This window comes from Halopiger goleimassiliensis (genome assembly GCF_000455345.1).
GTDB lineage: Archaea > Halobacteriota > Halobacteria > Halobacteriales > Natrialbaceae > Halopiger_A > Halopiger_A goleimassiliensis.
In genome coordinates this window covers 1293829-1314649 of the sequence record NZ_HG315690.1, presented here as the reverse complement: position 1 = coordinate 1314649, position 20821 = coordinate 1293829, and the positions used below count along the sequence as shown (strand labels likewise).

The following is a 20821-nucleotide window of genomic DNA, read 5'->3' as shown; positions in this document are numbered from 1 at the left end:
CACCATCTGACATCCGGTCGACAGCAGACGGTCACTCGAGGACGGCGTCGACGTCGTCGGCGTGGGCTTCGAGGAGGTCGGCGAACGCCGCCGCCTCGCGACGTTCCTGCGTCGCTCGCTCGGCGTCGTCCCTGATGCGGCGTTTGAGCGCCGACAGCGCGTCGTGGGCGTTTGACGCGATCTCCGCGGCGACGCTCCGGGGATCGTCCTCGAGCCGCGAGATCAGTCCCAGCTGCAGGGCCTCCTCGGCGTCGACCGTCCGCCCCGAGAGGGCGAACTCGAGGGCGTTGCCCTCGCCGAGCACGCGAGGGAGCCGAACGGTCCCGCCCCAGGCACCGAACAGCCCGAACGTGACGCCGGGCTCGCCGTAGGTCGACTCCGGCGTGCCGACGCGGACGTCGCAGGCCAGCGCGAGTTCGAGTCCGCCCCCGCGTGCGGCCCCGTCGATCCCGGCGACGACGACCGCCGGCGACGCCTCGATCCTGCGGGCGACTCGCTGGCCCAGGCGGGCGAACTCCCGTGCCCGATCGCGGTCCCCGTCGAGATCCGCGACCGCCTCGAGATCCGCTCCCGCACAGAAGGCCGGGCCGTTCCCCGTGAGATAGATCACGGATTCGTCGGCGTCGGCGATCGCCGCCTCGAGCGACTCGAGGCCCGCGACGGTGAGCGCGTTCCGCGCTGCGGGGCGATCGAGGGCGACGGTCCGGATCGATCGGTCGTCGTCGATCGTGACGTCGATCATGGGCGGAGTCGGTCGGCCCTTTCCAAAGGCCTTTGCTTCCGCCCTCGTAATCTTCAGCCAATGGATCCGGCCGACAGTTGTCGGCGTGCCGCCGTCGAAGCCGTTGCGGACGTCGAACCACCGCGGTTGCACGACCTCGTCGACTCCGTTCTCAAGGGTGCATCGATGGTCCCCGGGGCGTTGACACTCGAGAGTGCAGCGAGGGCAGCCACCGACGAGTTTGCCCTCGAGGAATCGACCGGCGAGTTCCCGGCAGGTCGGGGGAGCGTTCTCACCCACGCCGCCGGCGTCCAGCTCATCTACGAGGGGCTCAGACTCACGCGGACGATCGCCCACGAGGAACCGTGGACCGACGGCGACGCCGGCAGTGCCGACCTCGAGATCCTCGCGGCCGACATCCTCGTCGCGCGGGGGTTCTACCTGCTGGCCCGGACCGACGCTGCGGACAAGGCCGTCCGCACGGTCCGGAACTTCGGCCACGACCAGACGGCCCGCGACGACATCGTTCGGGGACGGACCGACGGCGACCCGGCCGCACTCGACGCCAACCTGGAACGGGACGTCCTCGAACTGGCCGTCCGCACCGGTGCCGCCAGCGTCGACGAACCGCCCTCCCCGCGGCTGCTCGCGATCGCCGACGACCTCGCCCGAGACGTCGGCCCCTCGTTCCCCCCGGCCGAGGAGTGTCTCGCCGACCTCGAGACGCCGCCGCTCGAGACGACCCTCGAGGACGGGCCGACCGATCGGGCCACCTCGGCCACCGATCCCTGACCGCCGTCCCCGACAAACCGACTCACGGCCCGGCCGAATCGAAACCCATAAAGACGACTCGAGACAACCAACGAGTGCGCGCCTGGGTAGCTTAGCGGTAAAGCGCGTCCTTGGTAAGGACGAGACCGCGGGTTCAATTCCCGCCTCAGGCTTTCGTCGTGTTGCTGTTGTTTTAAGTAAGAAGACGGTCGAACAAATACTGTGGCAGGCGGCTATCTGCGACGGACAGCGATTACGCGGCTCGTTCTTACCCCCGAGCAACGCCAGCTGGTGGATTCGACGATCGGCGAGTGGCAAACCGCCTGCAACGTCAGCAGTCGAATCGGCTGGGAGGCCGGGGAAACGCGAGCCCGTCAACTTCAGGCCCTCGCCTACGAGGTCGTGCGTGAGCAAACACGTCTCGGGAGTCAACACGCGGTTCTGGCCACGCATCAAGCCGCTGCGGCGCTCTCCGGGGTCGAGGAGATCGAGGAACTCGACGAACCGTACGAGACCTCACGGCCGACGTTTACCAGCGATACGCTGAAATACGATTCGCGAACGATGACGCTGTTCGACGACGGAACCGTGTCGCTATCGACGGTCGACGAACGCATCAGGTGCGATCTCGTACTCCCAGCGGACGAAGATGGCTATCAGTATCAGTACCTCGAGGACGACGACTGGGAACTCACCGAGTCGACGCTGTCGAAACGGGGCGGTGACTACTATCTCCATCTCGGCTTCCGCAACCCCGAACCCGACTCGAGTACCGATACGGGAACCGACCCCGAGGACAGGACAGTTCTCGGTGTGGATCTCGGTATCGTCAACATCGCGACCACCTCGACGGCTTACTTCGCGTCCGGGAGGCAACTTCATCACCGCCATCGGGAGTTCGAACGGATCCGTGCCGACCTTCAGCGGACCGGTACACGATCCGCTCACCGGACGATCCAGCGACTGAGCGGTCGAGAATCTCGCTACGTTCGAGACGTACTGCATCGCGTCGCGAACGATCTCGTTGCGGAGGCACTCGAACACGACTGCACGTGTATCGCGTTCGAGAATCTGACCCACATCCGCGAGCGCGCACCGCCGGTGAAGGAGTTCCACCAGTGGGCACACCGAAAACTCGTCGATCTGGTGGAGTACAAGGCGGCCGCCGAAGCCATCACTGTCGACTTCGTGTCGCCTGCGAACACGAGCCGCCGGTGTCCCGAGTGTGGACACACGAGCGAGAACAACCGCGTCACGCAGGCGGAGTTCGAGTGTAATTACTGCGGTGCGACGGCGAACGCGGATTACGTCGGTGCGAAAAACGTCGGCTTGCGATACGTCCGCCGCGGGCAACAGTCCTCGCGGCGGACGGGCGACGGTCAACTCGCCCTGAAGTCAGGAACGGTGAAACCGAATCGGGGATTCGTTCCGGCCGGCTAACTGTCGGCCGAGGTAGCGTTCACTGACAAGCTCCACCTGCTGACGGTCGGAGCAGTTGACATCCCGGCCTAGACTTCCCCGTTTTCCCCTCGAGATCGTCAGGAAATCAGCGCAGTCCTATCACTGTCGATCGGTCACAGTTCCGCCCGTCTGAACCGCGCGTAGCCGACCACGAGCGGCAGGACGACCCACCCGACCAGCAGCACCACGGCGACCCACCAGTCGACGTACCAGGGGGCGTCGGCGACGGCGTAGGCCGCGCCGCGGTCCGAGTCGAAGAGGGCCGTGACGAGGCGGTCGTACGACTCCGCCGGCGAGGCCAACTCGAGCAGCCACGACCAGTCCGGGCGGTTGGCGAGGATGGCGAAGTCGAACCGCCAGAGGACGAGCACGGTCAGATCGACCAGTTCCGACCAGAACATCACCAGCAGGACGTACGCGCCGAACGCACCGGTCGTGACCCGTCGGCCGGTCGCCAGACTCGTCGAGAGGGCGAGCGCGATCGAGAGAAACGCGAGGCCGTAGAGGACGTTCAGCGCCGCGAACAGGAGATACCGACCTAGCGGCACCTGGTCGTAGAGCACAATCACGACGCCGACCGTGACGACCATTCCGATCAGCACCGGGAGGGCGAGCACGAGCGAGCGCCCTAGGAACTTCCCGGAGACGAACGCCCACCGTGAGGTGGGGACGGAGAGGGCGAGCGCGATCGTTCCCGACTCCCGCTCGTCGACGATCGATTTGTACCCGAGGACGATGCCCACCAGCGGGACGAGGAGACCGAACGTCTCCGCGGTCAGATCGACGAACTCCGTGACGGTCGCTCCCTCGCCCAGTTGCGAGGCGTACGCGGTGAGACTCAGGAGGAGTGCGAAGGCGACGATCAGGACCCAGAGCGTCCGCGACCGGAGCGAATCCCGGAAATCTTTCCGGACGACGGCGCTGCGAGTCACGCGCGATCACCCCCTGACGATGCCTCGATCATAGGTCCGTCCTCGCGAAGCGTCTGTATCCGGCGGCGATCGGGACGACCAGCCAGCTACAAAAGAGCACCAGACCGACCCACTCGCCGAGATACCAGGGGGCCGTCGGCTCGAGGTACGGGCCGCCCTCGCCGCCCGCGACGAACGCAGTGACGAGGCGGTCGTAGAGCAGTCCCGGTTCGGCACCGTGGAGGAACAGGACCGGGTTCGGCAGGTCCCCGTTCGCCACGCCCAGTTGCTCGAGTCCGAACGCGACGATCTCCCGGACGGCGTCCCAGACGACCACGAACAGGAAGAAGACGCCGAACGCGACGATGGTGGCTCGTTGTTTCGAGCGGGTCCACGTCGAGATGGCCAGCCCGATCCCGAAGTAGATGCCGGCAAATCCCAGCGTCAGGAGGAGGAAGACGAGGTAGGGGCCGACCGAGAGCGATCCGAACGGGTAGACGACCAGCGCGGCGGCACCGACGAGTCCGGCGACGACGGCGACGACGAGGTAGCCGCCGCGGCCCGCCACTTTGCCGAGGACGACGTCCGCTCGATCGTGTGGCATCGACAGCACCAGCGTCAGCCGTCCGGACTCCCGTTCGCCGACGATGGCGTTGTAGCCGAACAGGATCCCGAGCAACGGCAGGAGCAGGCCGATCGACTCGGTCATGAAACCCGCGAACCGGTCGGTCGTCACCGCCCCGCCCGTGACGACCGGGAAGACGTAGCCGCCGAGCAGACAGACCACCACGAACAGGTAGACCAGCCAGCGAACGAGCCGGGAATCCCGCATCTCGAGGTGGTCCTTTCGGGCGATCGGCGTCCAGGCCATCACGACCCACCCGTGTACTCGGCGAACATGTCCTCGAGCGAGGCCTCCTCGGTCTGGAAGTTCTCGACGTCGACGCCGGCCTCGTCGAGGGCGACCAGGACGTCGAGTTTGGCGTCGTTCGTGCAAGTGACATCGAGACGGTCACCGTCGTCGTCCACCCAGGCGCTCTCGACGCCGTCGATCGAGTCGACCGCCTCGAGCGCGGCGTCGGTGACGACGTCGACGGTGATGACCAGTTTGGTCTCGCCGCCGAGGGAGCGCCGGAGTCCCGCGATCGTATCGATCGCGACGAGTTCGCCGTCGTTCAGGATCCCGACGCGGTCGCAGACGGCCTCGACCTGCTCTAAGATGTGACTCGAGAAGAAGACGGTTGCCCCCCGCTCGTTTTCCTCGCGGATGATCGAGCGCATCTCCCGGGCACCGTTGGGGTCCAGGCCGGTGGTGGGTTCGTCGAGTACGAGCAGGTCGGGATCGCCGGCCAGCGCCATCGCCAGCACCAGTCGCTGGGCCATCCCCTTCGAGTAGCCGCCGGCCGTCCGATCGGCCTCGCTCTCGATGCCGACGCGCTCGAGGAGGTCGAGCGGATCGTCGCTCGCGTCCTTCGAATCGATGGCGTACTCGACGTGCTGGCGACCGGTCAACCGATCGTAGACGTCGTACCCTTCGGGCAGGACGCCCATGTGGCTCCGCGCGCGGACGCCCTCGCGCTGGCAGTCGGCGTCGAACACCGTCGCTGTCCCCTCGTCGGGTCGCACGAAGTCCAGGAAGACGTTGATCATCGTCGACTTGCCCGCGCCGTTGGGGCCCAGGAAGCCGAAGATCTCCCCCTCCGCGACCGTCAGGTCGATCCGGTCGAGGGCCGTGACTGTCCCGTAACGCTTCGAGACGCGCTCCACCTCGATGGCGGCCATGGGCGCTCCCATGCGATCGATCCACATAATCCCGCCACCGGCTATGCGGTGCTTACGACGGCCGTCGCCGCTCCCGACCGGGATCGAGACGCCGACGCAGACACCCGATGGATCGTCGGCAGTTGCAACTCCGGTACAGCGAGACAGACGGTCACCGCGGCCGACACTCCGAGGGACTATACGGCTCCCCGTACAGGACTAGACGTGAATTCGACCGACGTTCGGCGTCGATGGGCGGATCGATCCGGCGCGTACTCGCCGGAGTACTACGCGTATTACGGCCCGAACGAGACGAGCCAGGTGCTCCGCGAGGTTCTCGAGCGCCGCGTCGGTCGAACGGCGTCCGTGCTGGAACTGGGCTGTAGCTCCGGACGTCACCTGGCGCACCTGCACGATCACGGCTTCGAGAACCTGGCGGGGATCGACCTCAATTCCCAGTCCTTTGCGGTGATGGCCGACGCGTATCCCGACCTCGCGGCCGCCGGCGAGTTCTCCGAGGCCGCCATCGAGGACGTCGTCGAGGATTTCGAGACCGATCGGTTCGACGCGGTCTACTCCGTGGAGACGCTCCAGCACCTGCATCCGGACGCCGAATGGGTGTTCGACGAACTCGCCCGGATCGTCGCCGACACCCTCGTCACTGCGGAGATCGAACGCGAGCCCGGCGAGTCGAACGCCGACCGCGAACGGGCGGACGAGACGGACGTGAGCTACGTCGACGACGAGTTCCCCCTCTACTATCGCGACTGGAACGCCGTGTTCACCGACCGTGGATTCGTCGAGGTCGACGCGACTGCAACCCGACGGGACCGCGTCAGGACCTTTCGACGGGCCGACTCGAGCGACGCTCGCTGAGATCGGGCGACCAACCGGACCCGACGGTCACTCGAGAGCGGCCAGCGACGGAAGGCCATCGGAACCGTCCGCCGTCGGTATCCGCCCGACGAGGGTCACGTGCGGCTCTCCGTCGACCGCCGTTTCGGCGTAGTACAGCACCCGGAGGTCCGCACACGCCGACAGCAGTTCGTTCGGCGCGAACCGGAACCGGTCGCCCGGTCCCGCCCCGTCGGTCGCAGACTCGAGGTAGTGTTCGTAGACGAGGACGCCACCGGGTGCGAGCGCGCACTTCACGGCGGGGAGCCGATCCAGCGCGTCGAAGAAGCTGATCGTAACGAGGTCGTACGTCTTCTCGGGGAAGGCGTGGCGGTCGGCGTCCGCGAGGAGCCACTCGATTCCGTCGGCGACGCCCCGTTCGGCCGCTCGCTCGCGCGCCCGCTCGAGTTGGGTCCTCGAGATATCGAGGGCGTCGACGCGCCAGCCGCGGTCGGCGAGGTAGACGGCGTTGCGGCCGGTTCCCGTCGCGAGATCCAGCGCCCGGCCCGGCGGGAGTGTCTCGAGGACCGACTCGAGGATCGGCGCGACGGCGGTGTCGTCACTTCTCACGGACCGTACTTTCACGTCCAGAACCGAGTAATGGGGTGTCGGGGGAGGTCCGCGAAGCAGAAGGCGAGAGTTAGCGCGTCAGCGGCTGGTTGAAACTCCGCTCGCGCTCCATGACGGTCTCCCAGGTGAGTTCACAGTCGCAGGAGACCTGCTCGAAGACGGAGGGATCCTGCCGGAGGTCGAAGTCCTTGATCGCCTTCTGGACGAGGTCGTCGCACTCGCCGCAGTTGTGCGGGCCGCGGTCGGAGCCGTGGCCGACGGGGTCCGAGACGACGATGGCGTCGACGTCGGCGGTCTCCTCGAGGACGTGGGCGACCGACCAGAGCCACGGCGGGCGGTAGCCGTCCTCGAAGTAGAGGTCGTCGACCATCGTGTAGCGCTGGACGTTACAGGGGTTCATCGAGACGGTGTGACAGCCGGAGACGTCGGCACAGCGCTCGATCGAGGAAATCATGTCCGCGACGGCCTCCGATTCGGTGAGGAAGGGCGGTTTCATCAGGAGGTAGGCCTTGATTCCCGCCTCGACACCGTCGCCTGCTTCTGCGTCCGCGGCCGCGGCCTCGGCACAGGCGTCCTCGAAGTCCGCGAAGTCGAAGTACTTGTTCACGCAGTCGTGGCGTACGCGGTCGGTCGCCGTCTCGAGGCCGATCGCGACGTCCGTATCCAGCCCACGTTGGGTGAAGTCGGCGATCTTCTCGCGGTCGACGAAGTCGGGGAGCGACTCGACGACGATGCGGTCGCGGTCGGCGAACGTCTCGGCGATGGCCGCCCGGGTCTCCGCGCCGACCTCGCGCTCGTCGAGGAAGGAACCGGAGGTGTAGATCTTGATGAGGCCGGCGGGCTCGTCGGCGTTTTCTTCTTCGTGCTCGAGACAGACCTCGATCTGGTCCAGCAGGGCCTCGTGGGAGACGGAGCCGCCGTCGACGCTCTCGGCGACGTAGCCGCACATGGTACAGCCGCCGGCGCGAGCCCAGCGACAGCCGCCGGTGTTGAGGATGATCGTCAGGCTCTCTTTGACCCCGTCGGGGGTGTTGTCCTCGTCGAGCCAGACGCGGGTCGGTTCGTGGGGATCGTAACTGGCCTCCTTGCGCGAGCGGATCTCGCGCATGACCTGGTTGTGGGCGTCCATCCCCTTGCCCTGCTCGTAGACTTCGGGCGTGGGTTTACTCATTAGGTGTGGAAAGCGGGTCAGGGCCTAAAGCGCCTTCGTTGGACCGGTCGGTTGCGCCGGAGCCGACCCTGCCATTGCTGGGGCGTCTCGACTGATTCGTCGCACGTCCAGCCGCTTTATCACTGGTTCGACACTATACCGAACCTATTTGAAGTCGTTGAACGAACTGTCAGCCGATGGACGAGACCGACATTCGGATCCTGAAGGCGATGGCCGACCACGGGACGGTCAGTCCGAACGACATCGAGGCGGAGACGGACATCCCGAAATCGACCATCTACTACCGGATCGACAAGATGAAAGAGGACGGGATCATCCGCAACGAGATCTTCGACCTCGACAAGGAGGCCGCGGGGCTCGGGATCACCGTCATCTCGGAGGTCATGGCCGTCTTCGAGGAGGATTACCATCAAACGGTCGGCGAGAAACTCGCCGACATCGACGGCGTGACGCAGGTGTATTTCATGATGGGGGATACGGACTTCATCGTCATCTCGCACCTCCCGAGCCAGGATCACGTCGAGGACCTGATCAGCGCGTTCGAGTCGATCGACGAGGTCGAGCGGACGAGCTCCCAGTACATCATCTCGACGATCGAGGACGGGGGCAACGTCCTCGCGAACTACGACATCGAGACCCTCGCCGCGGCCCACGACGTCGAACTGGACGACGAGTAGCGCCGTCGCGACGGCCGTTTTTGGTCGGTTACGCCTCGAGCGCTTCCTTCCGGGCACCGAACAGTTGGGTTACGACGGCCGCGCCCATCTGGGCCGTGATGTCGTCGCTCTCGAGGGGCGGGGCGACCTCCATCAGATCTGCGCCCTTGACCCGTTCGTCGCGTCCCAGCTGGTAGGCGATCTCGAGCACCTGGTGGTTGAGCAGGCCGCCGGGGCTGGGCGCACAGGTTCCGGGTGCGGCCGCCGGATCGAGGACGTCGATGTCGATGGAGACGAAGACGGCGTCGGTGCCGTCGGTGGCGACCTCGAGCGCGCGTTCGACGGCGGGATCGACGCCGTCGCGGTGGACCTCGCGCGCGGTGACGATCTCCGCACCGTTGTCCCGGACCCAGTCGACGTACTCTTTGGTGTTGTGCCAGCCCGAGAGACCGAGTTCGACGAAGTTCTCGTGGTCGAGTTTGCCCGAGTCGTCCTCGAGCAGGCGGCGGAACGGCGTTCCGGCCGAGAGTTCGCCGCCGTGGGAGTGGCGAACGTCGTGGTGGGCGTCGACGTTGACGACGCCGATGTTCCCGTCGGTCGCGTTCATCAGGGCCTTGGCGGTCGGGTAGGTCAGCGAGTGGTCGCCGCCGATGCTGATCGGGAAGATCCCGCGCTCGGTGACCTCGGTCAGGACCCGCTCGACCCGGTCGTGGGTCTCGAGGAGGTCGGTGTGGGCGACCGAGACGTCGCCGAAGTCGACGACGTTCAGCCCGGAACTGATGTCGATGTCGAGTTCGGGATTGTAGCAGGTGCCGTGCGTGAGGTTGTCCCGAACCCCGTCCGGGCCGAACCGCGAGCCACGAGCGCCGGCGACGCAGCCGGTGTCGGAGGGGATGCCGAGCAGGCCGACGTCGGCCGCCTCGAGATCGGCGTCGTGGGCATCGGCAATGAGTTCCCCGACGTTGGTCTCGTACTCGTCGTCGATGTCGATGCTGTATCCCTCGTACGGCGAGAGCAATGCGGCCGTCTCGTCCGATAGACTGGACGATTTCGTGGCTGTTTCCGATCGCATATGACACCACGTCTTTGTCTAATGGGTAAAAATCTTCTCTTAGATAGGAGGCAATCCAATAAATCTTTGATTCTTCGACTATATTCCACATTGTCTACTGTGTAGTGCTGGTTCGTCATAGAATGCGGCAAATTTCCCAAATTGTTCTATATTTTCGGATTTTCTTCGGACAGTAATCGCTATATTCGCTAATACGTTGGACTGATTCTAATATCTTCCAAAGCTCTTAAATGCAGTGAATGCTGTCTGTTGGGTGTGATGGGCGAGAGCAGTTCGCTACGGACGGACGAACCGGGTGAGAAGCGATGATCGAGCGGTTGAAAAACATCGGACCGGGTGCGATAATCGCGGCCTCGTTCACCGGGCCGGGCACGGTCACGACGGCCAGCGTCACGGGGGCGAGTTTCGACTACGTTCTGCTGTGGGCAGTGCTGGTAGCGACCCTCGGGACGATCGTTCTCCAGGAGATGGCCGTTCGCGTCGGGATCGTCACGAACGAGGGCCTCGGCGAGGCGATGGAGGGCCAGTTCGATAACCCGATCTCCCACTGGGGGATGGCGCTTTTGGTCGTCGGTGCGATCGGTATCGGTGCCGCGTCGTACCAGGCCGGCGACCTCATCGGCGGTGCCGGCGGACTGACCTCGCTGACCGGCATCTCCGAGGGCTACTGGGGACCGCTGATGGGCCTGACGATCGCGATCGTACTCTTCGTCGGTCGCTACAAACTCGTCGAGCGCGTGCTCGTCGGAATGGTCGCGCTGATGGCGTTCTCGTTCCTGGGTGCGGCCGTCCTCGCCGGACCGTCGATCGCCAGCATCGCGACCGGATTCATCCCTACCGGAATTCCCGAGGGTGGTCTCTATCTGGTAACCGGTATCATGGGGACCCAGATCGTCGGCTACAACCTCTTCCTGCACGCCAGTTCCGCGAACGAACGCTGGGGTGGATCGGGCAACCTCCGTGATGCCCGCACCGACACGATCCTCTCGATCGGCGTCGGCGGGCTGATCATGGTCGCGATTATGATCACCGCCGCCGCGGCGTTCCCCACCGGAACCGAGATCAGCGGCGTCGGCGAGATGGCCGACCAGATCGAACCGCTCGTCGGCTCCTACGCCCAGACGCTGTTCGGCATCGGGCTGTTCGCCGCCGGCCTCTCGAGCGGGATGACCGCACCCCTCGGTGCCTCTTACGCTATCTGTGGTATCATGAACTGGGAGCAGGACCTCAAGGCACCGAAGTTCCGCGCGATCTGGATGTCGATCGTCGGGTTCGGCCTGTTCGCCACGACGGTCGGCTTCGAACCCGTCTCGGCGATCATCTTCGCGCAGGTCGCCAACGGCTTGCTCCTGCCGATCCTCGCGATCTTCCTGCTGTACGTGCTCAACGATCGGGACCTCCTCGACGAGTACGTAAACAGCGCGACCCAGAACGTGCTCGGCGGACTGGTCGCGCTGTTCGTCATCTGGCTCGGCCTCAACACGGTTATCGACGTCGTGGGCTCGCTCTAACGCGGCCGGTCGTGCTGACCATCGACGCCCCGTAACGGGCCGCGAGCCCACCGGAACCGACGGACGGCGGTTCAGACGACCGCCACCTCTTTAGCCGCGCCGCGCGACGTGACGGTATGTTCGGGTGGCGCGGTCGGATCGGACTGATCGTCCCGTCCTCCGACGGGACCTGTGAAGCCGAGTTCGCGAACAACTGTCCCGACGGCGTCGCAGTGCATTCGTCGCGGATTTTCCTCGAGGACGGCGTCGTGGACGCCGACTCCCTCGAGGGGATGAACGACGGGATCGATCGCAGCGCCGAGTTACTCGCGACGGTCGAACCAGACGTCATCGCGTACGCGTGTACGACCGGGAGTCTCGTCGAAGGCGTCGGCTACGAACGGTCGATCGAGGACCGCATCGCCGAGACCGCGGACGTACCGAGCGTCGCGACGGCGGCCTCGATCAAGCGCGCGTTCGACGCGCTCGAGGCCACCTCGATCGCCGTCGCGACGCCGTACGTCGACGACCTCAACGCGCGCGAACGTGAGTTTCTCGAGGATTCCGGCTACGTCGTCGTCGACGTCGACGGTCTCGGCCTGGAGACGGACACCGAGTTCGGACGCCAGTCGCCCGAGACTGCCTATCGGCAGGCGCGCGCCCTCGATCACGCGGACGCCGACTGCGTGTTCATCAGCTGTACGGGCTACCATACGGCACCGATCGTCGAACCGCTCGAGGCCGACCTGGGGAAACCGGTCGTCACGAGCAACCAGGCGACGCTGTGGGACGCGCTCCGGACGATGGGGGTCGACGACGCGGAGGTTTCGCTCGGCACGCTGTTCGAGCACTGACGTCGCCCGGCTCTCGGTCCGTCCACCGAACGGCCCGGGCGTCCGCTACCCGTAACCCCAAGACGGTGCGAGGACTACGGGCGGCCATGACTGGCGACGATGCCATCGAGCGACCGTACCGGCTCGACGAGATGACCTGGCGGGACGTCGAGGCCGCCCTCGAGGAGACCGAGACGTTGCTGCTGCCGGTCGGCAGCACGGAACAACACGGCCACCACATGCCCCTCGGCGTCGACGTGTTCATGCCGGAGGGGATCTGCGAGCGGGTCGGCGAGCGAACCGACTGTCTGGTCGCGCCGCCGGTCTGGTACGGGGTCTCGCCGCACCACACGTTCAAACCGGGCACGTTCACCGTCGAGTCGGAGACGTTCCAGCGGTACGTCTTCGATATCTGCGCGTCCGCCAGCGAGTGGGGCGTCGAGAACGTGTTGCTGGTCAACGGGCACTACCTCGCCCAGGATCCGGAACTCGACGTCGTCGTCCGCGAACTGCGGACGAAACGCGACGTCCAGGCGTTCCACGTCCCCCTCGTCTCGGTCTTCGAGGACGCGGCGAACGAACACCGCACGACCGAGGTCTCCTTCCACGGTTCCGAGTTCGAGACGAGCCTGATGCTCTCGCTGCGGCCCGACCTCGTGCGGATGGACGAGGCCGAGCGGGTCGATCCACCCGAGGAGGCGCTCCCGCTGACGGCCTACGACGCCTACGGCGACAACCGCGTCGGCTGGGCGCTGTCGGCGACGGACATGGAACGACTCACCGAGGCCGGCAACGTCGGCGATCCGACCGCCGCCACCGAGGAGACGGGCGCGAAACTGCTCGAGAACGCGGTCTCACAGGTGACCGACCTCGTGGAAGCGCTCGAGGCGGGGCAGTCGGTCGTCTAGTCCGTCACCGGCTCGGCCAGCCGAACCGCGGCGTTCGCCAGCGTCTCGGCCGCCGCGTAGCAGTCGTCCCAGCTCGTGTACTCCTCGGGCGAGTGGCTCACGCCGTCCTCGCTGACGGCGAAGACCATCCCCGCGTCGGTCACCGACGCCAGGTGCATGGCGTCGTGGCCCGCGCCCGACTCCAGCCGCAGGCGCTCGTAGCCGAGGTCCTCGGCGACCGCGTCGACGGTCTCCACGCACCGATCCGCGAAGTCGACACTCGAGGTCCGCATCGTCTCCTCGTATTCGAGAGCGACGCCCTCTCGGTCGGCGGCGCGGTTCGCCTCCGCAACGACCTCCTCGCGTGCCCGTTCGATCACCCCGTCGTCCGGGTCCCGGAACCCCCACGTCATCGTCACCTCGCCGGGGACGACGTTGATCGAGTTCGGCGCGACGTCGACGGAGCCGACGGTTCCGACGGTGTCGGACCCCAGCGAGGCGGCGATCCGGCGGACGGCCGTCGCCACGTCGGCCGCGGCCACCAGCGCGTCGTTGCGGTAGTGCATGGGGGTCGTCCCCGAGTGGTTCGCCTCGCCCTGGAACGTGAGTTCGCCCCAGGTGATGCCGACGACCCCGGTGACGACGCCGACGTCCGCGCTCGAGCGATCCAGCCGTGGCCCCTGTTCGACGTGCAATTCGAGGTAGGCCTCGTAGGGTTCCTGCGGTTCGGCGGGGGTCTCACCCAGGTAGCCGATCCGTTCGAGTTCGTCCTCCAGTCGCCGCCCCTCCGCGTCGGTCGTCTCGTACTGGGTCTCGAGGTCGTACTCCCCGACCCAGACGCCGCTGCCCTGCAAGCCCGGCTGAAAGCGCGTCCCCTCCTCGTTCGTCCAGTCGACGACCTCGATCGGGTGGACGGTCTCGATTCCCGCGTCGTTCAGCGCGAAGACGAGTTCGAGGGCCGCGACGACGCCCAGCGCGCCGTCGTAGATCCCCCCGTTGGGCTGGGAGTCGAGGTGCGACCCGACGAGGATCGGCGCGGCGTCGGGGTCCGTTCCCTCCCGGCGTCCGAAGACGTTCCCGATGGCGTCGATTCGGACCTCGAGACCCGCCTCCTCGAGTCGGTCGCGAAACCAGTCTCGGGCGTCCCGATCCGCGTCGGTAAGCGCCTGCCGGTCCAGGCCGCCGTCGGCGGTCGTACCGATCTCGGCCTGTTCGGTCATCAGTTCCACGAGGCGTTCCCGGTCGAGGTCGATCATGCGCGGACGTTGGTGGAGCCAGGCCTAACAACCCCTCGCTACCGGCCAATACGCGGCGGTACTGCCGACGACAGCGACAGCAGAACTGGCCAACCGACGGATCGCTACGAGCGGCGTACTGACTACGACCCGAGCCGCAACTCCCGGGTTTCGACGGCGTCACAGGCGGGACAGACGAGCTGGTACCGGACGCGACTGCCGGAGGTCGTCACCCGCCAGTCGCCGTCGGTGTTCCGGTAGCCACAGTGGCGGCACTCGAGATCCTCCTCGTCGAACGTCCGCCGGAGCCGCTCGAACGGTGACTGGTACACAGACATGTGTTAACGTACAACGCGGTAGCTAATAACACTCGTGATTCGCCCGATCGCGAGACCGTTCAGTTGAGAAACCGGTTATCGGGACCGATACAGCTCTCGAAAGCCGCTCCGTCGTGTGACCACTCGGACCGTTCGGGGTTCCGATCTGTAGTCCGCGATTACCGGACCCCCACGTAGCGGACGGTGTCGGGCGTTTATGTGCGGCGTCGTGGTAGCGGGTCGCATGCACGCGTTCGCACTCCCGTTACAGCTCGGCGGTGGCGATTTCCTGTACTGGGCGATCGTGTTCTTCGTCCTCGCGATCCTGGCGGCCGCCGTGGGTGCCCGCGGCGTGGCCGGTATCTCGATGGAGATCGCACGGATCTTCGTGCTGATCTTCATCGTGCTGGCCATCGTCGCCCTCCTGTTGTAGCCGCGGCGGACGACCGAGAAGCGATTACGAACGCGCAACGTTTGCCAGCTCGAGTCACGCGTATTTTGCCGACAGCGGCGAGGGTAATCCGTCCGTGACGGCTATCGACGTGCGATTGCTCGTAATTGGATGTGGTTACGTATGGGTGCTAACAACTAACGTGGTAGCCGTCCTATTCTAGTCCTAGCGCTTACCATGACAACGCTCGGCGGGTTCCAGGACCGGGTCGCACGCATCGATCTCTCCGAGGGGTCGGTCGACTACGAATCGATCGACGACGAGGACGCGACGAAGTACATCGGCGCACGGGGCCTCGGGGTCAAGTACGTCTTCGAGCAGGGACCGGACGTCGATCCGCTCGGCCCGGAGAACCTGCTCGCGTTCGTGAACGGGCCGCTCTCGGGCACGCAGACCACGATGAGCGGCCGGATCGCCGTCTGTACGAAGTCGCCGCTGACGGGGACGGTCACCGACAGCCACCACGGGGGCTGGTCCGGCGCACGGCTGAAGTGGGCCGGCTTCGACGGCCTGCTGTTCGACGGGCAGGCCGACGAGCCGGTCTACGCCTACGTCGAGGACGGCGAGGTCGAACTCCGGGACGCCTCCCACCTCTGGGGCGAGGGCTTTCACGACGCCCGCGACGCCATCGAGGACGAACTCGAGGGCGAGTACGGGAAGAACCTCTCGATCATGGGGATCGGACCGGGCGGCGAGAACCAGGTGCGGTACGCCTGTATCATGAACGAGGACGACCGGGCCTCCGGTCGCGGCGGCACGGGCTGTGTGATGGGCTCGAAGAACCTCAAGGCGGTCGTCGTCAAATCCGGAACGGAGATGCCGAAACCGGCCGATCCCGAGACGTTCAGGGAGGGCCACCAGCAGGCCATGCAGGCCATTCAGGAGTCCGAGGTGACTGCACCCAACGAGGGTGGTCTCTCGCAGTTCGGCACCAACGTCCTGATGAACGTCACCGAGGAGATGGACGGCCTGCCGACGCGCAACGGCGAGTACACGAGCACCCGAAGCGCCCGCGAGTCCGAGGGCGGCGACCTCGACGCCGAGCGCGTCTCGGGCGAGAACGTCCGCGAGAACATCCTCGTCGACGAGCCGACCTGTCACTCCTGTCCGGTCGCCTGCAAGAAGGAGGTCGAGGTCACCCACCGGCACAAGGGCGAGGAGATGAACGTCCGGATGGAGAGCTTCGAGTACGAGTCGGCCTACGCGCTCGGGCCGAACTCGATGAACGACGACCGCGACGCCGTGGCCGTGATGATCGACCGCTGTAACGACATGGGTATCGACACCATCGAGGCCGGCAACATGCTCGCGATGGCCATGGAGATGACCGAGGAGGGCAAACTCGACGACCTCGGACTCGAGTGGGGCGACACCGAGACGATGATCGAGTTGCTCGAGAAGATCGGCCGCCGGGAGGGCGATCTCGCGGACCTGCTCGCCGAAGGCCCGCGCCGCGTCGCCGAGGCGATGGACGCCCACGACAACTCGCTGGCGGTCAAGGGCCAGACCATCCCCGCGTACGATCCGCGCTGCATGAAGGGGATGGGCATCGGCTACGCGACCTCGAACCGTGGCGCTTGCCACCTGCGGGCGTACACGCCCGCCGCCGAGATCCTGGGCGTCCCCGAGAAGGTCGATCCCTACGAGTGGGAGGGGAAGGGCGAACTCGCCGCCGAGTTCCAGGATCTGCACGCCATCTCCGACAGCTTCGACATCTGCAAGTTCAACGCCTTCGCCGAGGGCATCGAGGAGTACGTCCTCCAGTACAACGGGATCACCGGCCGCGACGTCGACGAGGAGGACCTGCTGGCGGCCGGCGAGCGGATCTACAACCTCGAGCGCTACTACAACAACCTCGCTGGCTTCGACGGCGAGGACGACTCGCTGCCCGACCGGTTCCTCGAGGACGGCATCGCCGGTCAGGGGGCCAGCGAGGGCGAGTACTGCGAACTCGAGGAGATGAAAGCGGAGTACTACGACCACCGCGGCTGGATCGACGGGGTCGTGCCGGACGAGAAACTCGACGACCTCGGTATCGAAATCGGCCCCGGAACGGGCGTCAGCGCGGGCGACGGCGGTGCCTCGGCCGCGGGTGACGACTGAGACGGATCGCTGGACCGACGTACCGGCGCACCCGCGACCCGGCCGGCGGGTGTGCCGGAACTGACGGACAGGAAACCGGATGAGGGCCGGTGTCGTTCGCCCGTTCTGGAACTACAGGTCCGACGAACCTATAGCATCTCCCTTCGAACCGACGACCGATGATGGCCACGACCCACGTGTTCGTCGGACTCGTCCTCGCGGGGGCCGTCGCGCTCGTCGCACCGGACGTGGGTACCGCCGCGGCGATCGGGGCCGTCCTCGGTGGGCTCTTCCCGGACGTCGACGTCGTGGCGACCCACCGCTGGACGCTCCACTATCCGGTCTACTACTGGCCCGTCGCCGGCCTCTCGAGCGTCCTCGCGGTCGCACGGCCGAGCGCGGTGACGGTCGCCCTGGCGACGTTCTTCCTGGCGGCCGCCTGCCACTCCCTGTCGGACGCGCTCGGCGGCAGTCACGAACTCGAACCCTGGACCGGCCGGCGCGACCGCGCCGTCTACAGCCACTACCACGGGCGCTGGCTCGCGGCGCGACGGTGGATCGCCTACGACGGCTCGCCGGGCGACCTGGCGCTTGCGGCCGTCCTGGCCGTTCCGTCGCTGCTGGTCTTCGACCCCGCCGTCCGGCGACTCGTCGTCGCCTCACTCGTCGTCTCGATCGGGTACGCCGTCCTGCGCCGGCCCATCGCCGCCCTGCTCGAGCGTCTCCTCGGGTCGGGGTCAGTTCCGCGATAATCGAGCGTCGGCGGCCGTCCAGTTTTACTTTCACTCCGGTTGGCGGAGGGTTATTCGTCCCGTCGTCGTATCGGAGGCTGGGGGGTGCGACCACCTATCGCACTCGAGTCCCGGTCGTCGCCGATCGGGGCCGGGAATCGACGCTATTCTGGCTGTGTTAGCGGCCTCGCAGCGGCGGTGCTCTCGAGGTACCGAGTCGAGGTCGGGAGAAGCGACGGTCGAAGGCGGCGGAAGACGAAACGACGCAGTGGCTCGTTGGTGACGAGCGAGCGGAAGAACTGTCCCACCGAACGGATGACGGACGGAAACTCGTCCGCTACGACCTGTGTCGACGGGATTCGGTCGTCGATCAGTCGTCCGCAGTCGCGAACGCCGAGCCTGTGGCGTCGCCCGCGTCGGGTTCCGTGATCTGGACCTCGATGCCGCCGGCGTCGGCCACCGAGACGACGACGTCGTCGAAGCCCTTGCGATACTCGGTGGCGTGCTTGCCGGAGGTGTTGATCCGGACCTTCTCGTCGACGAGGTCCGCCTCCGTGAGCTTCTCGACTTTCCGGTAGGCCGTCGACATGGGGATGTCACACCGCTCGGAGAGTTCCGTCGCGGTGAGCGACTCCTCGCTCGTCGCCTCCAGGATGGCTCGACAGGCGTCGTCCTCGAGGGCGGCGAGCACGGCTTGGGGGTCGGCGGGTTCTTCGTCAGTAGACCATCCACGCAGCGAGTTGGGGTTCGTAGCGGACATCGTTCACTCTCTAGTACCGGTCGGTTCCCCTCCAAATGAGTCCCAATAAATACAGGGCTCTTTATATGGGGTCGGATAACTTGGCCGCCGACGCGGGTGACGACGGGAGGACACAGGGTTTAGGAGCGTCGGCGTCCATCGGTCGGACAGCAATGCCCTCGGGGATCCGCGCGGAAGTGAAGATCGAGGACCCACCGGACTGCGTCGTCACGGGGGCCGCCGTCGAGGCCAGCGGGACGGTCCAGTCGGTCTCGAAGAGCACCAACCCGGACGCCCCCGAGCGCGTCACCGAGGAGTTCATGCTCGAGGCCGAGTCCTATCCCGACGGCTTCGACCTCGACCCGGAGCCGACGGAACTGTTCTCGTACGGCTCGAGTTCGGTCTACCGGTTCGAGCGCGAACTGGGTCGGGGCTGTCCCTGCGAGGTCATCGAGGGGTTCGACTGTCCGGTCACGAACGTTCGCGCGCGTGGAGCGTCGTTACACCTCACGTTCCACGCGCCGGACATGGAGGGACTGCAGTCGATCATCGGCGCGCTGACGGCCGAGTACGATCTCGACGTCAAGCGGCTGTTGCAGTCCCAGCAGGAACACGACGAGCGCAACCTCGTCTTCGTCGACCGCAGCCAGCTCACCGACCGCCAGCTCGAGGTGCTCGAGACGGCCCACCGGATGGGCTACTTCGAACACCCCAAACGGGCCAACGCGGGCGAGGTCGCCGCCGAACTCGGGATCACGGGAACGACGTTCACCGAGCACCTCGCGGCCGCACAGACGAAGCTCCTCGACGCGATCCTCGAGACCGGCACCCGATAGTACAAGAACCCATCGGAAACTTCAACGGTGCAGAAGCGAACCCCAACCCTATATATATCGGACGCACACCTTTACTCGTAATCAGCGTACCCTGTGCGATAGGACCCTCGACATGAGTAGATACGTATTCACGTGCCCGGAGTGTGGCCAGGAGATCGAAGTGAACGAATCGATGCGCGAGGCGACGCTGACCCACGGCTGTCCGGTCTGTGGCGCTGACGTGGGCACGACGGCCTTCGCGGAGAAACGTCCCAACTAGATCGATCTCTCTCCCGCTCGGCCGGATACGGCGGTCCTACGCGTCGCGGTCGACTTCCGTCCGCCGTCCGTCGAGGGTGTCCGGATCGAGCCGGTACAGTTCGATGTCGAGTTCGTCTTTCCCCTGGGCCCAGATTTCGAACAGCGGTCGCTTCGCCTGCCCGTACTGTGCGATCTGCTCCGGCGTCAGCTCCGCTGGCGGAATAGCCTCGAGCGTGCCCGTAGCGACGACGCTCCGGTAGGTGGAATCGTTCTCGTCGTAGACGACCAGACGGCCGGCCGGCGAGGACTCGAGGAACTGCCGTTTCTCGCTCTCCGGCGTCGAGACCAGTCGCATGTAGAAGACCCGCTCGTCCGGGTCGTAGCCGTAGGAGATCGGGATCGCGTAGGGGTCGTCCGTCCGCGCGAGCGACAGTACCCCGGTCTCGTGCCGACCGAGGAACTCGTCGATCTCCGCGTCGGTCATTTCGACTTCCTGGTTGATAGCCATCTCTCAGTGGGCGTTCAATGGGGCATCAGTGCCTTTAGCGTTGTCATCGACTACGAGCGCAACCGGGCGGGGCCGTCGACGGCGCGCGAGCGGCGACTCATAGGGGGTATCGTAGCCAACCGCAGAAGCCGAAGTCGTCTGTCGACGCGGTGCCACCATTCATCGGGGAGCAACTATAGACTCCTACGATCCCCCCTATCAGCCGCCCGCACGCATCGCCTTCCGTTCGAACTGCTCGACGAGCGGCTCTACGGTCTCGGCCTCGCCTTCGAACACCAGGGTCACCTCCGTCACCGACAGCGACGGGCCGACCTCGACCGACCGCGAAGTGAGCGTCGCGACCCACCCGTCGCCGCGCACGCGGTCCTCGGCGACGCGCTCGCCCCCCAGGTTGGTCAGGTACCGCACCGCGAGCCGTTCTGTGATGCCCCGGAAGGATCGCTCGATCCGCCGTTCCATACGATTCGTTCGCGTCGCACCTGAA

The 20821-nt window shown here is 66.1% G+C and carries 24 protein-coding genes and 1 tRNA gene; 13 read left to right on the top strand and 12 right to left on the bottom strand.

What is annotated here, in order from left to right:
* Positions 1–31 precede the first annotated feature (31 nt).
* The gene (locus TX79_RS06425) at positions 32–742 is read right to left on the bottom strand and encodes an enoyl-CoA hydratase/isomerase family protein (protein ID WP_049926500.1); all 711 of its coding nucleotides are present in this window, start codon (positions 740–742) and stop codon (positions 32–34) included.
* Positions 743–802: 60 nt separating this feature from the next.
* On the opposite strand from TX79_RS06425, the gene TX79_RS06420 reads away from it, so the two are divergent.
* From TX79_RS06420 to TX79_RS06410, 3 genes are all read left to right on the top strand, one after another.
* Positions 803–1513, top strand: coding sequence for a DUF7114 family protein (locus tag TX79_RS06420; protein WP_049926498.1), 711 nt, complete (start codon positions 803–805; stop codon positions 1511–1513).
* An 80-nt stretch (positions 1514–1593) separates the two neighbouring features.
* A tRNA-Thr gene (locus TX79_RS06415) sits at positions 1594–1665 on the top strand.
* A gap of 49 nt (positions 1666–1714) precedes the next feature.
* Complete coding sequence (locus TX79_RS06410) at positions 1715–2932, top strand: RNA-guided endonuclease InsQ/TnpB family protein (RefSeq protein WP_049926497.1); 1218 nt, start codon at positions 1715–1717, stop codon at positions 2930–2932.
* A 134-nt stretch (positions 2933–3066) separates the two neighbouring features.
* Here TX79_RS06410 and TX79_RS06405 read toward each other — a convergent pair whose 3' ends face one another.
* Genes TX79_RS06405 through TX79_RS06395 form a run of 3 tightly spaced genes read right to left on the bottom strand, consistent with a single transcriptional unit; the run spans position 3067 to position 5646 of the window.
* Complete coding sequence (locus TX79_RS06405) at positions 3067–3885, bottom strand: ABC transporter permease (protein ID WP_049926496.1); 819 nt, start codon at positions 3883–3885, stop codon at positions 3067–3069.
* 28 nt (positions 3886–3913) lie between these two features.
* A complete protein-coding gene (locus tag TX79_RS06400) occupies positions 3914–4735 on the bottom strand; it encodes an ABC transporter permease subunit (RefSeq protein WP_049926495.1) in 822 nt (273 codons plus the stop codon).
* Positions 4735–5646, bottom strand: a complete 912-nt coding sequence (locus TX79_RS06395; RefSeq protein ID WP_049926494.1) for an ABC transporter ATP-binding protein — start codon at positions 5644–5646, stop codon at positions 4735–4737. Before TX79_RS06395 ends, TX79_RS06400 begins: the two co-directional genes overlap by 1 nt.
* 204 nt (positions 5647–5850) lie before the next feature.
* Here TX79_RS06395 and TX79_RS06390 point away from each other — a divergent pair, with 204 nt between their 5' ends.
* Positions 5851–6501, top strand: a complete 651-nt coding sequence (locus TX79_RS06390) for a class I SAM-dependent methyltransferase (RefSeq protein WP_049926491.1) — start codon at positions 5851–5853, stop codon at positions 6499–6501.
* A gap of 27 nt (positions 6502–6528) precedes the next feature.
* Here TX79_RS06390 and TX79_RS06385 read toward each other — a convergent pair whose 3' ends face one another.
* The gene (locus tag TX79_RS06385) at positions 6529–7089 is read right to left on the bottom strand and encodes a class I SAM-dependent methyltransferase (RefSeq protein WP_230198549.1); all 561 of its coding nucleotides are present in this window, start codon (positions 7087–7089) and stop codon (positions 6529–6531) included.
* A 70-nt stretch (positions 7090–7159) separates the two neighbouring features.
* Positions 7160–8260 carry an archaeosine biosynthesis radical SAM protein RaSEA gene (locus TX79_RS06380; protein ID WP_049926488.1) on the bottom strand — a complete coding sequence of 367 codons (1101 nt, stop codon included), beginning with the start codon at positions 8258–8260 and terminating at the stop codon, positions 7160–7162.
* A gap of 176 nt (positions 8261–8436) precedes the next feature.
* On the opposite strand from TX79_RS06380, the gene TX79_RS06375 reads away from it, so the two are divergent.
* The gene (locus tag TX79_RS06375) at positions 8437–8937 is read left to right on the top strand and encodes an Lrp/AsnC family transcriptional regulator (RefSeq protein ID WP_049926487.1); all 501 of its coding nucleotides are present in this window, start codon (positions 8437–8439) and stop codon (positions 8935–8937) included.
* 28 nt (positions 8938–8965) lie between these two features.
* Here TX79_RS06375 and TX79_RS06370 read toward each other — a convergent pair whose 3' ends face one another.
* Positions 8966–9988 (bottom strand): agmatinase family protein, encoded by a 1023-nt coding sequence (locus tag TX79_RS06370; protein WP_049926486.1) that lies wholly within the window; start codon positions 9986–9988, stop codon positions 8966–8968.
* A gap of 305 nt (positions 9989–10293) precedes the next feature.
* Between TX79_RS06370 and TX79_RS06365 the strand changes: the two genes are divergently transcribed.
* The 3 genes from TX79_RS06365 (at position 10294) to TX79_RS06355 (ending at position 13219) form a co-directional block, all read left to right on the top strand.
* Positions 10294–11499 (top strand): NRAMP family divalent metal transporter, encoded by a 1206-nt coding sequence (locus TX79_RS06365; protein WP_049926484.1) that lies wholly within the window; start codon positions 10294–10296, stop codon positions 11497–11499.
* Between the two features lie 116 nt (positions 11500–11615).
* The gene (locus tag TX79_RS06360) at positions 11616–12332 is read left to right on the top strand and encodes a maleate cis-trans isomerase family protein (RefSeq protein ID WP_049926483.1); all 717 of its coding nucleotides are present in this window, start codon (positions 11616–11618) and stop codon (positions 12330–12332) included.
* Between the two features lie 86 nt (positions 12333–12418).
* Positions 12419–13219 (top strand): creatininase family protein, encoded by an 801-nt coding sequence (locus tag TX79_RS06355; RefSeq protein ID WP_049926482.1) that lies wholly within the window; start codon positions 12419–12421, stop codon positions 13217–13219.
* Here the strand turns inward: TX79_RS06355 and TX79_RS06350 are convergent.
* Together TX79_RS06350 and TX79_RS06345 are read right to left on the bottom strand one after the other, a co-directional pair.
* Complete coding sequence (locus TX79_RS06350; protein WP_049926480.1) at positions 13216–14454, bottom strand: Zn-dependent hydrolase; 1239 nt, start codon at positions 14452–14454, stop codon at positions 13216–13218. The two genes, TX79_RS06355 and TX79_RS06350, sit on opposite strands and share 4 nt — an antisense overlap.
* A 122-nt stretch (positions 14455–14576) precedes the next feature.
* Positions 14577–14771, bottom strand: a complete 195-nt coding sequence (locus tag TX79_RS06345) for an HVO_0649 family zinc finger protein (protein ID WP_049926477.1) — start codon at positions 14769–14771, stop codon at positions 14577–14579.
* 223 nt (positions 14772–14994) lie between these two features.
* Here TX79_RS06345 and TX79_RS06340 point away from each other — a divergent pair, with 223 nt between their 5' ends.
* The 3 genes from TX79_RS06340 (at position 14995) to TX79_RS06330 (ending at position 18035) form a co-directional block, all read left to right on the top strand.
* A complete protein-coding gene (locus tag TX79_RS06340; RefSeq protein ID WP_049926476.1) occupies positions 14995–15183 on the top strand; it encodes a DUF1328 family protein in 189 nt (62 codons plus the stop codon).
* Between the two features lie 195 nt (positions 15184–15378).
* The gene (locus TX79_RS06335; RefSeq protein ID WP_049926474.1) at positions 15379–17304 is read left to right on the top strand and encodes an aldehyde ferredoxin oxidoreductase family protein; all 1926 of its coding nucleotides are present in this window, start codon (positions 15379–15381) and stop codon (positions 17302–17304) included.
* Between the two features lie 161 nt (positions 17305–17465).
* Entirely contained in the window at positions 17466–18035 is a 570-nt protein-coding gene (locus TX79_RS06330; protein ID WP_230198548.1) for a metal-dependent hydrolase, read from the top strand.
* Positions 18036–18384: 349 nt separating this feature from the next.
* On the opposite strand, the gene TX79_RS06325 is transcribed toward TX79_RS06330, so the two are convergent.
* Positions 18385–18774 (bottom strand): winged helix-turn-helix domain-containing protein, encoded by a 390-nt coding sequence (locus TX79_RS06325; RefSeq protein WP_049926470.1) that lies wholly within the window; start codon positions 18772–18774, stop codon positions 18385–18387.
* 152 nt (positions 18775–18926) lie between these two features.
* Between TX79_RS06325 and TX79_RS06320 the strand changes: the two genes are divergently transcribed.
* Both TX79_RS06320 and TX79_RS06315 read left to right on the top strand, forming a co-directional pair.
* Entirely contained in the window at positions 18927–19589 is a 663-nt protein-coding gene (locus tag TX79_RS06320) for a helix-turn-helix domain-containing protein (RefSeq protein WP_049926469.1), read from the top strand.
* 112 nt (positions 19590–19701) lie between these two features.
* Entirely contained in the window at positions 19702–19848 is a 147-nt protein-coding gene (locus TX79_RS06315; protein ID WP_049926468.1) for a DUF7560 family zinc ribbon protein, read from the top strand.
* A 36-nt stretch (positions 19849–19884) separates the two neighbouring features.
* Here the strand turns inward: TX79_RS06315 and TX79_RS06310 are convergent, their stop codons facing one another.
* A complete protein-coding gene (locus TX79_RS06310; RefSeq protein WP_049926467.1) occupies positions 19885–20337 on the bottom strand; it encodes a pyridoxamine 5'-phosphate oxidase family protein in 453 nt (150 codons plus the stop codon).
* 198 nt (positions 20338–20535) lie between these two features.
* A complete protein-coding gene (locus tag TX79_RS06305) occupies positions 20536–20796 on the bottom strand; it encodes a hypothetical protein (protein ID WP_049926466.1) in 261 nt (86 codons plus the stop codon).
* Between the last annotated feature and the right edge of the window lie 25 nt (positions 20797–20821).

Bases quoted from the DNA above. Each gene is read 5' to 3' on its own strand.
- TX79_RS06425 (WP_049926500.1), bottom strand. From the start codon at position 742: ATGATCGACGTCACGATCGACGACGACCGATCGATCCGGACCGTCGCC.
- TX79_RS06420 (WP_049926498.1), top strand. From the start codon at position 803: ATGGATCCGGCCGACAGTTGTCGGCGTGCCGCCGTCGAAGCCGTTGCG.
- TX79_RS06400 (WP_049926495.1), bottom strand. From the start codon at position 4,735: ATGGCCTGGACGCCGATCGCCCGAAAGGACCACCTCGAGATGCGGGAT.
- TX79_RS06395 (WP_049926494.1), bottom strand. From the start codon at position 5,646: ATGGCCGCCATCGAGGTGGAGCGCGTCTCGAAGCGTTACGGGACAGTC.
- TX79_RS06380 (WP_049926488.1), bottom strand. From the start codon at position 8,260: ATGAGTAAACCCACGCCCGAAGTCTACGAGCAGGGCAAGGGGATGGAC.
- TX79_RS06375 (WP_049926487.1), top strand. From the start codon at position 8,437: ATGGACGAGACCGACATTCGGATCCTGAAGGCGATGGCCGACCACGGG.
- TX79_RS06370 (WP_049926486.1), bottom strand. From the start codon at position 9,988: ATGCGATCGGAAACAGCCACGAAATCGTCCAGTCTATCGGACGAGACG.
- TX79_RS06365 (WP_049926484.1), top strand. From the start codon at position 10,294: ATGATCGAGCGGTTGAAAAACATCGGACCGGGTGCGATAATCGCGGCC.
- TX79_RS06360 (WP_049926483.1), top strand. From the start codon at position 11,616: ATGTTCGGGTGGCGCGGTCGGATCGGACTGATCGTCCCGTCCTCCGAC.
- TX79_RS06355 (WP_049926482.1), top strand. From the start codon at position 12,419: ATGACTGGCGACGATGCCATCGAGCGACCGTACCGGCTCGACGAGATG.
- TX79_RS06350 (WP_049926480.1), bottom strand. From the start codon at position 14,454: ATGATCGACCTCGACCGGGAACGCCTCGTGGAACTGATGACCGAACAG.
- TX79_RS06345 (WP_049926477.1), bottom strand. From the start codon at position 14,771: ATGTCTGTGTACCAGTCACCGTTCGAGCGGCTCCGGCGGACGTTCGAC.
- TX79_RS06340 (WP_049926476.1), top strand. From the start codon at position 14,995: ATGCACGCGTTCGCACTCCCGTTACAGCTCGGCGGTGGCGATTTCCTG.
- TX79_RS06335 (WP_049926474.1), top strand. From the start codon at position 15,379: ATGACAACGCTCGGCGGGTTCCAGGACCGGGTCGCACGCATCGATCTC.
- TX79_RS06330 (WP_230198548.1), top strand. From the start codon at position 17,466: ATGGCCACGACCCACGTGTTCGTCGGACTCGTCCTCGCGGGGGCCGTC.
- TX79_RS06325 (WP_049926470.1), bottom strand. From the start codon at position 18,774: ATGTCCGCTACGAACCCCAACTCGCTGCGTGGATGGTCTACTGACGAA.
- TX79_RS06320 (WP_049926469.1), top strand. From the start codon at position 18,927: ATGCCCTCGGGGATCCGCGCGGAAGTGAAGATCGAGGACCCACCGGAC.
- TX79_RS06315 (WP_049926468.1), top strand. From the start codon at position 19,702: ATGAGTAGATACGTATTCACGTGCCCGGAGTGTGGCCAGGAGATCGAA.
- TX79_RS06310 (WP_049926467.1), bottom strand. From the start codon at position 20,337: ATGGCTATCAACCAGGAAGTCGAAATGACCGACGCGGAGATCGACGAG.
- TX79_RS06305 (WP_049926466.1), bottom strand. From the start codon at position 20,796: ATGGAACGGCGGATCGAGCGATCCTTCCGGGGCATCACAGAACGGCTC.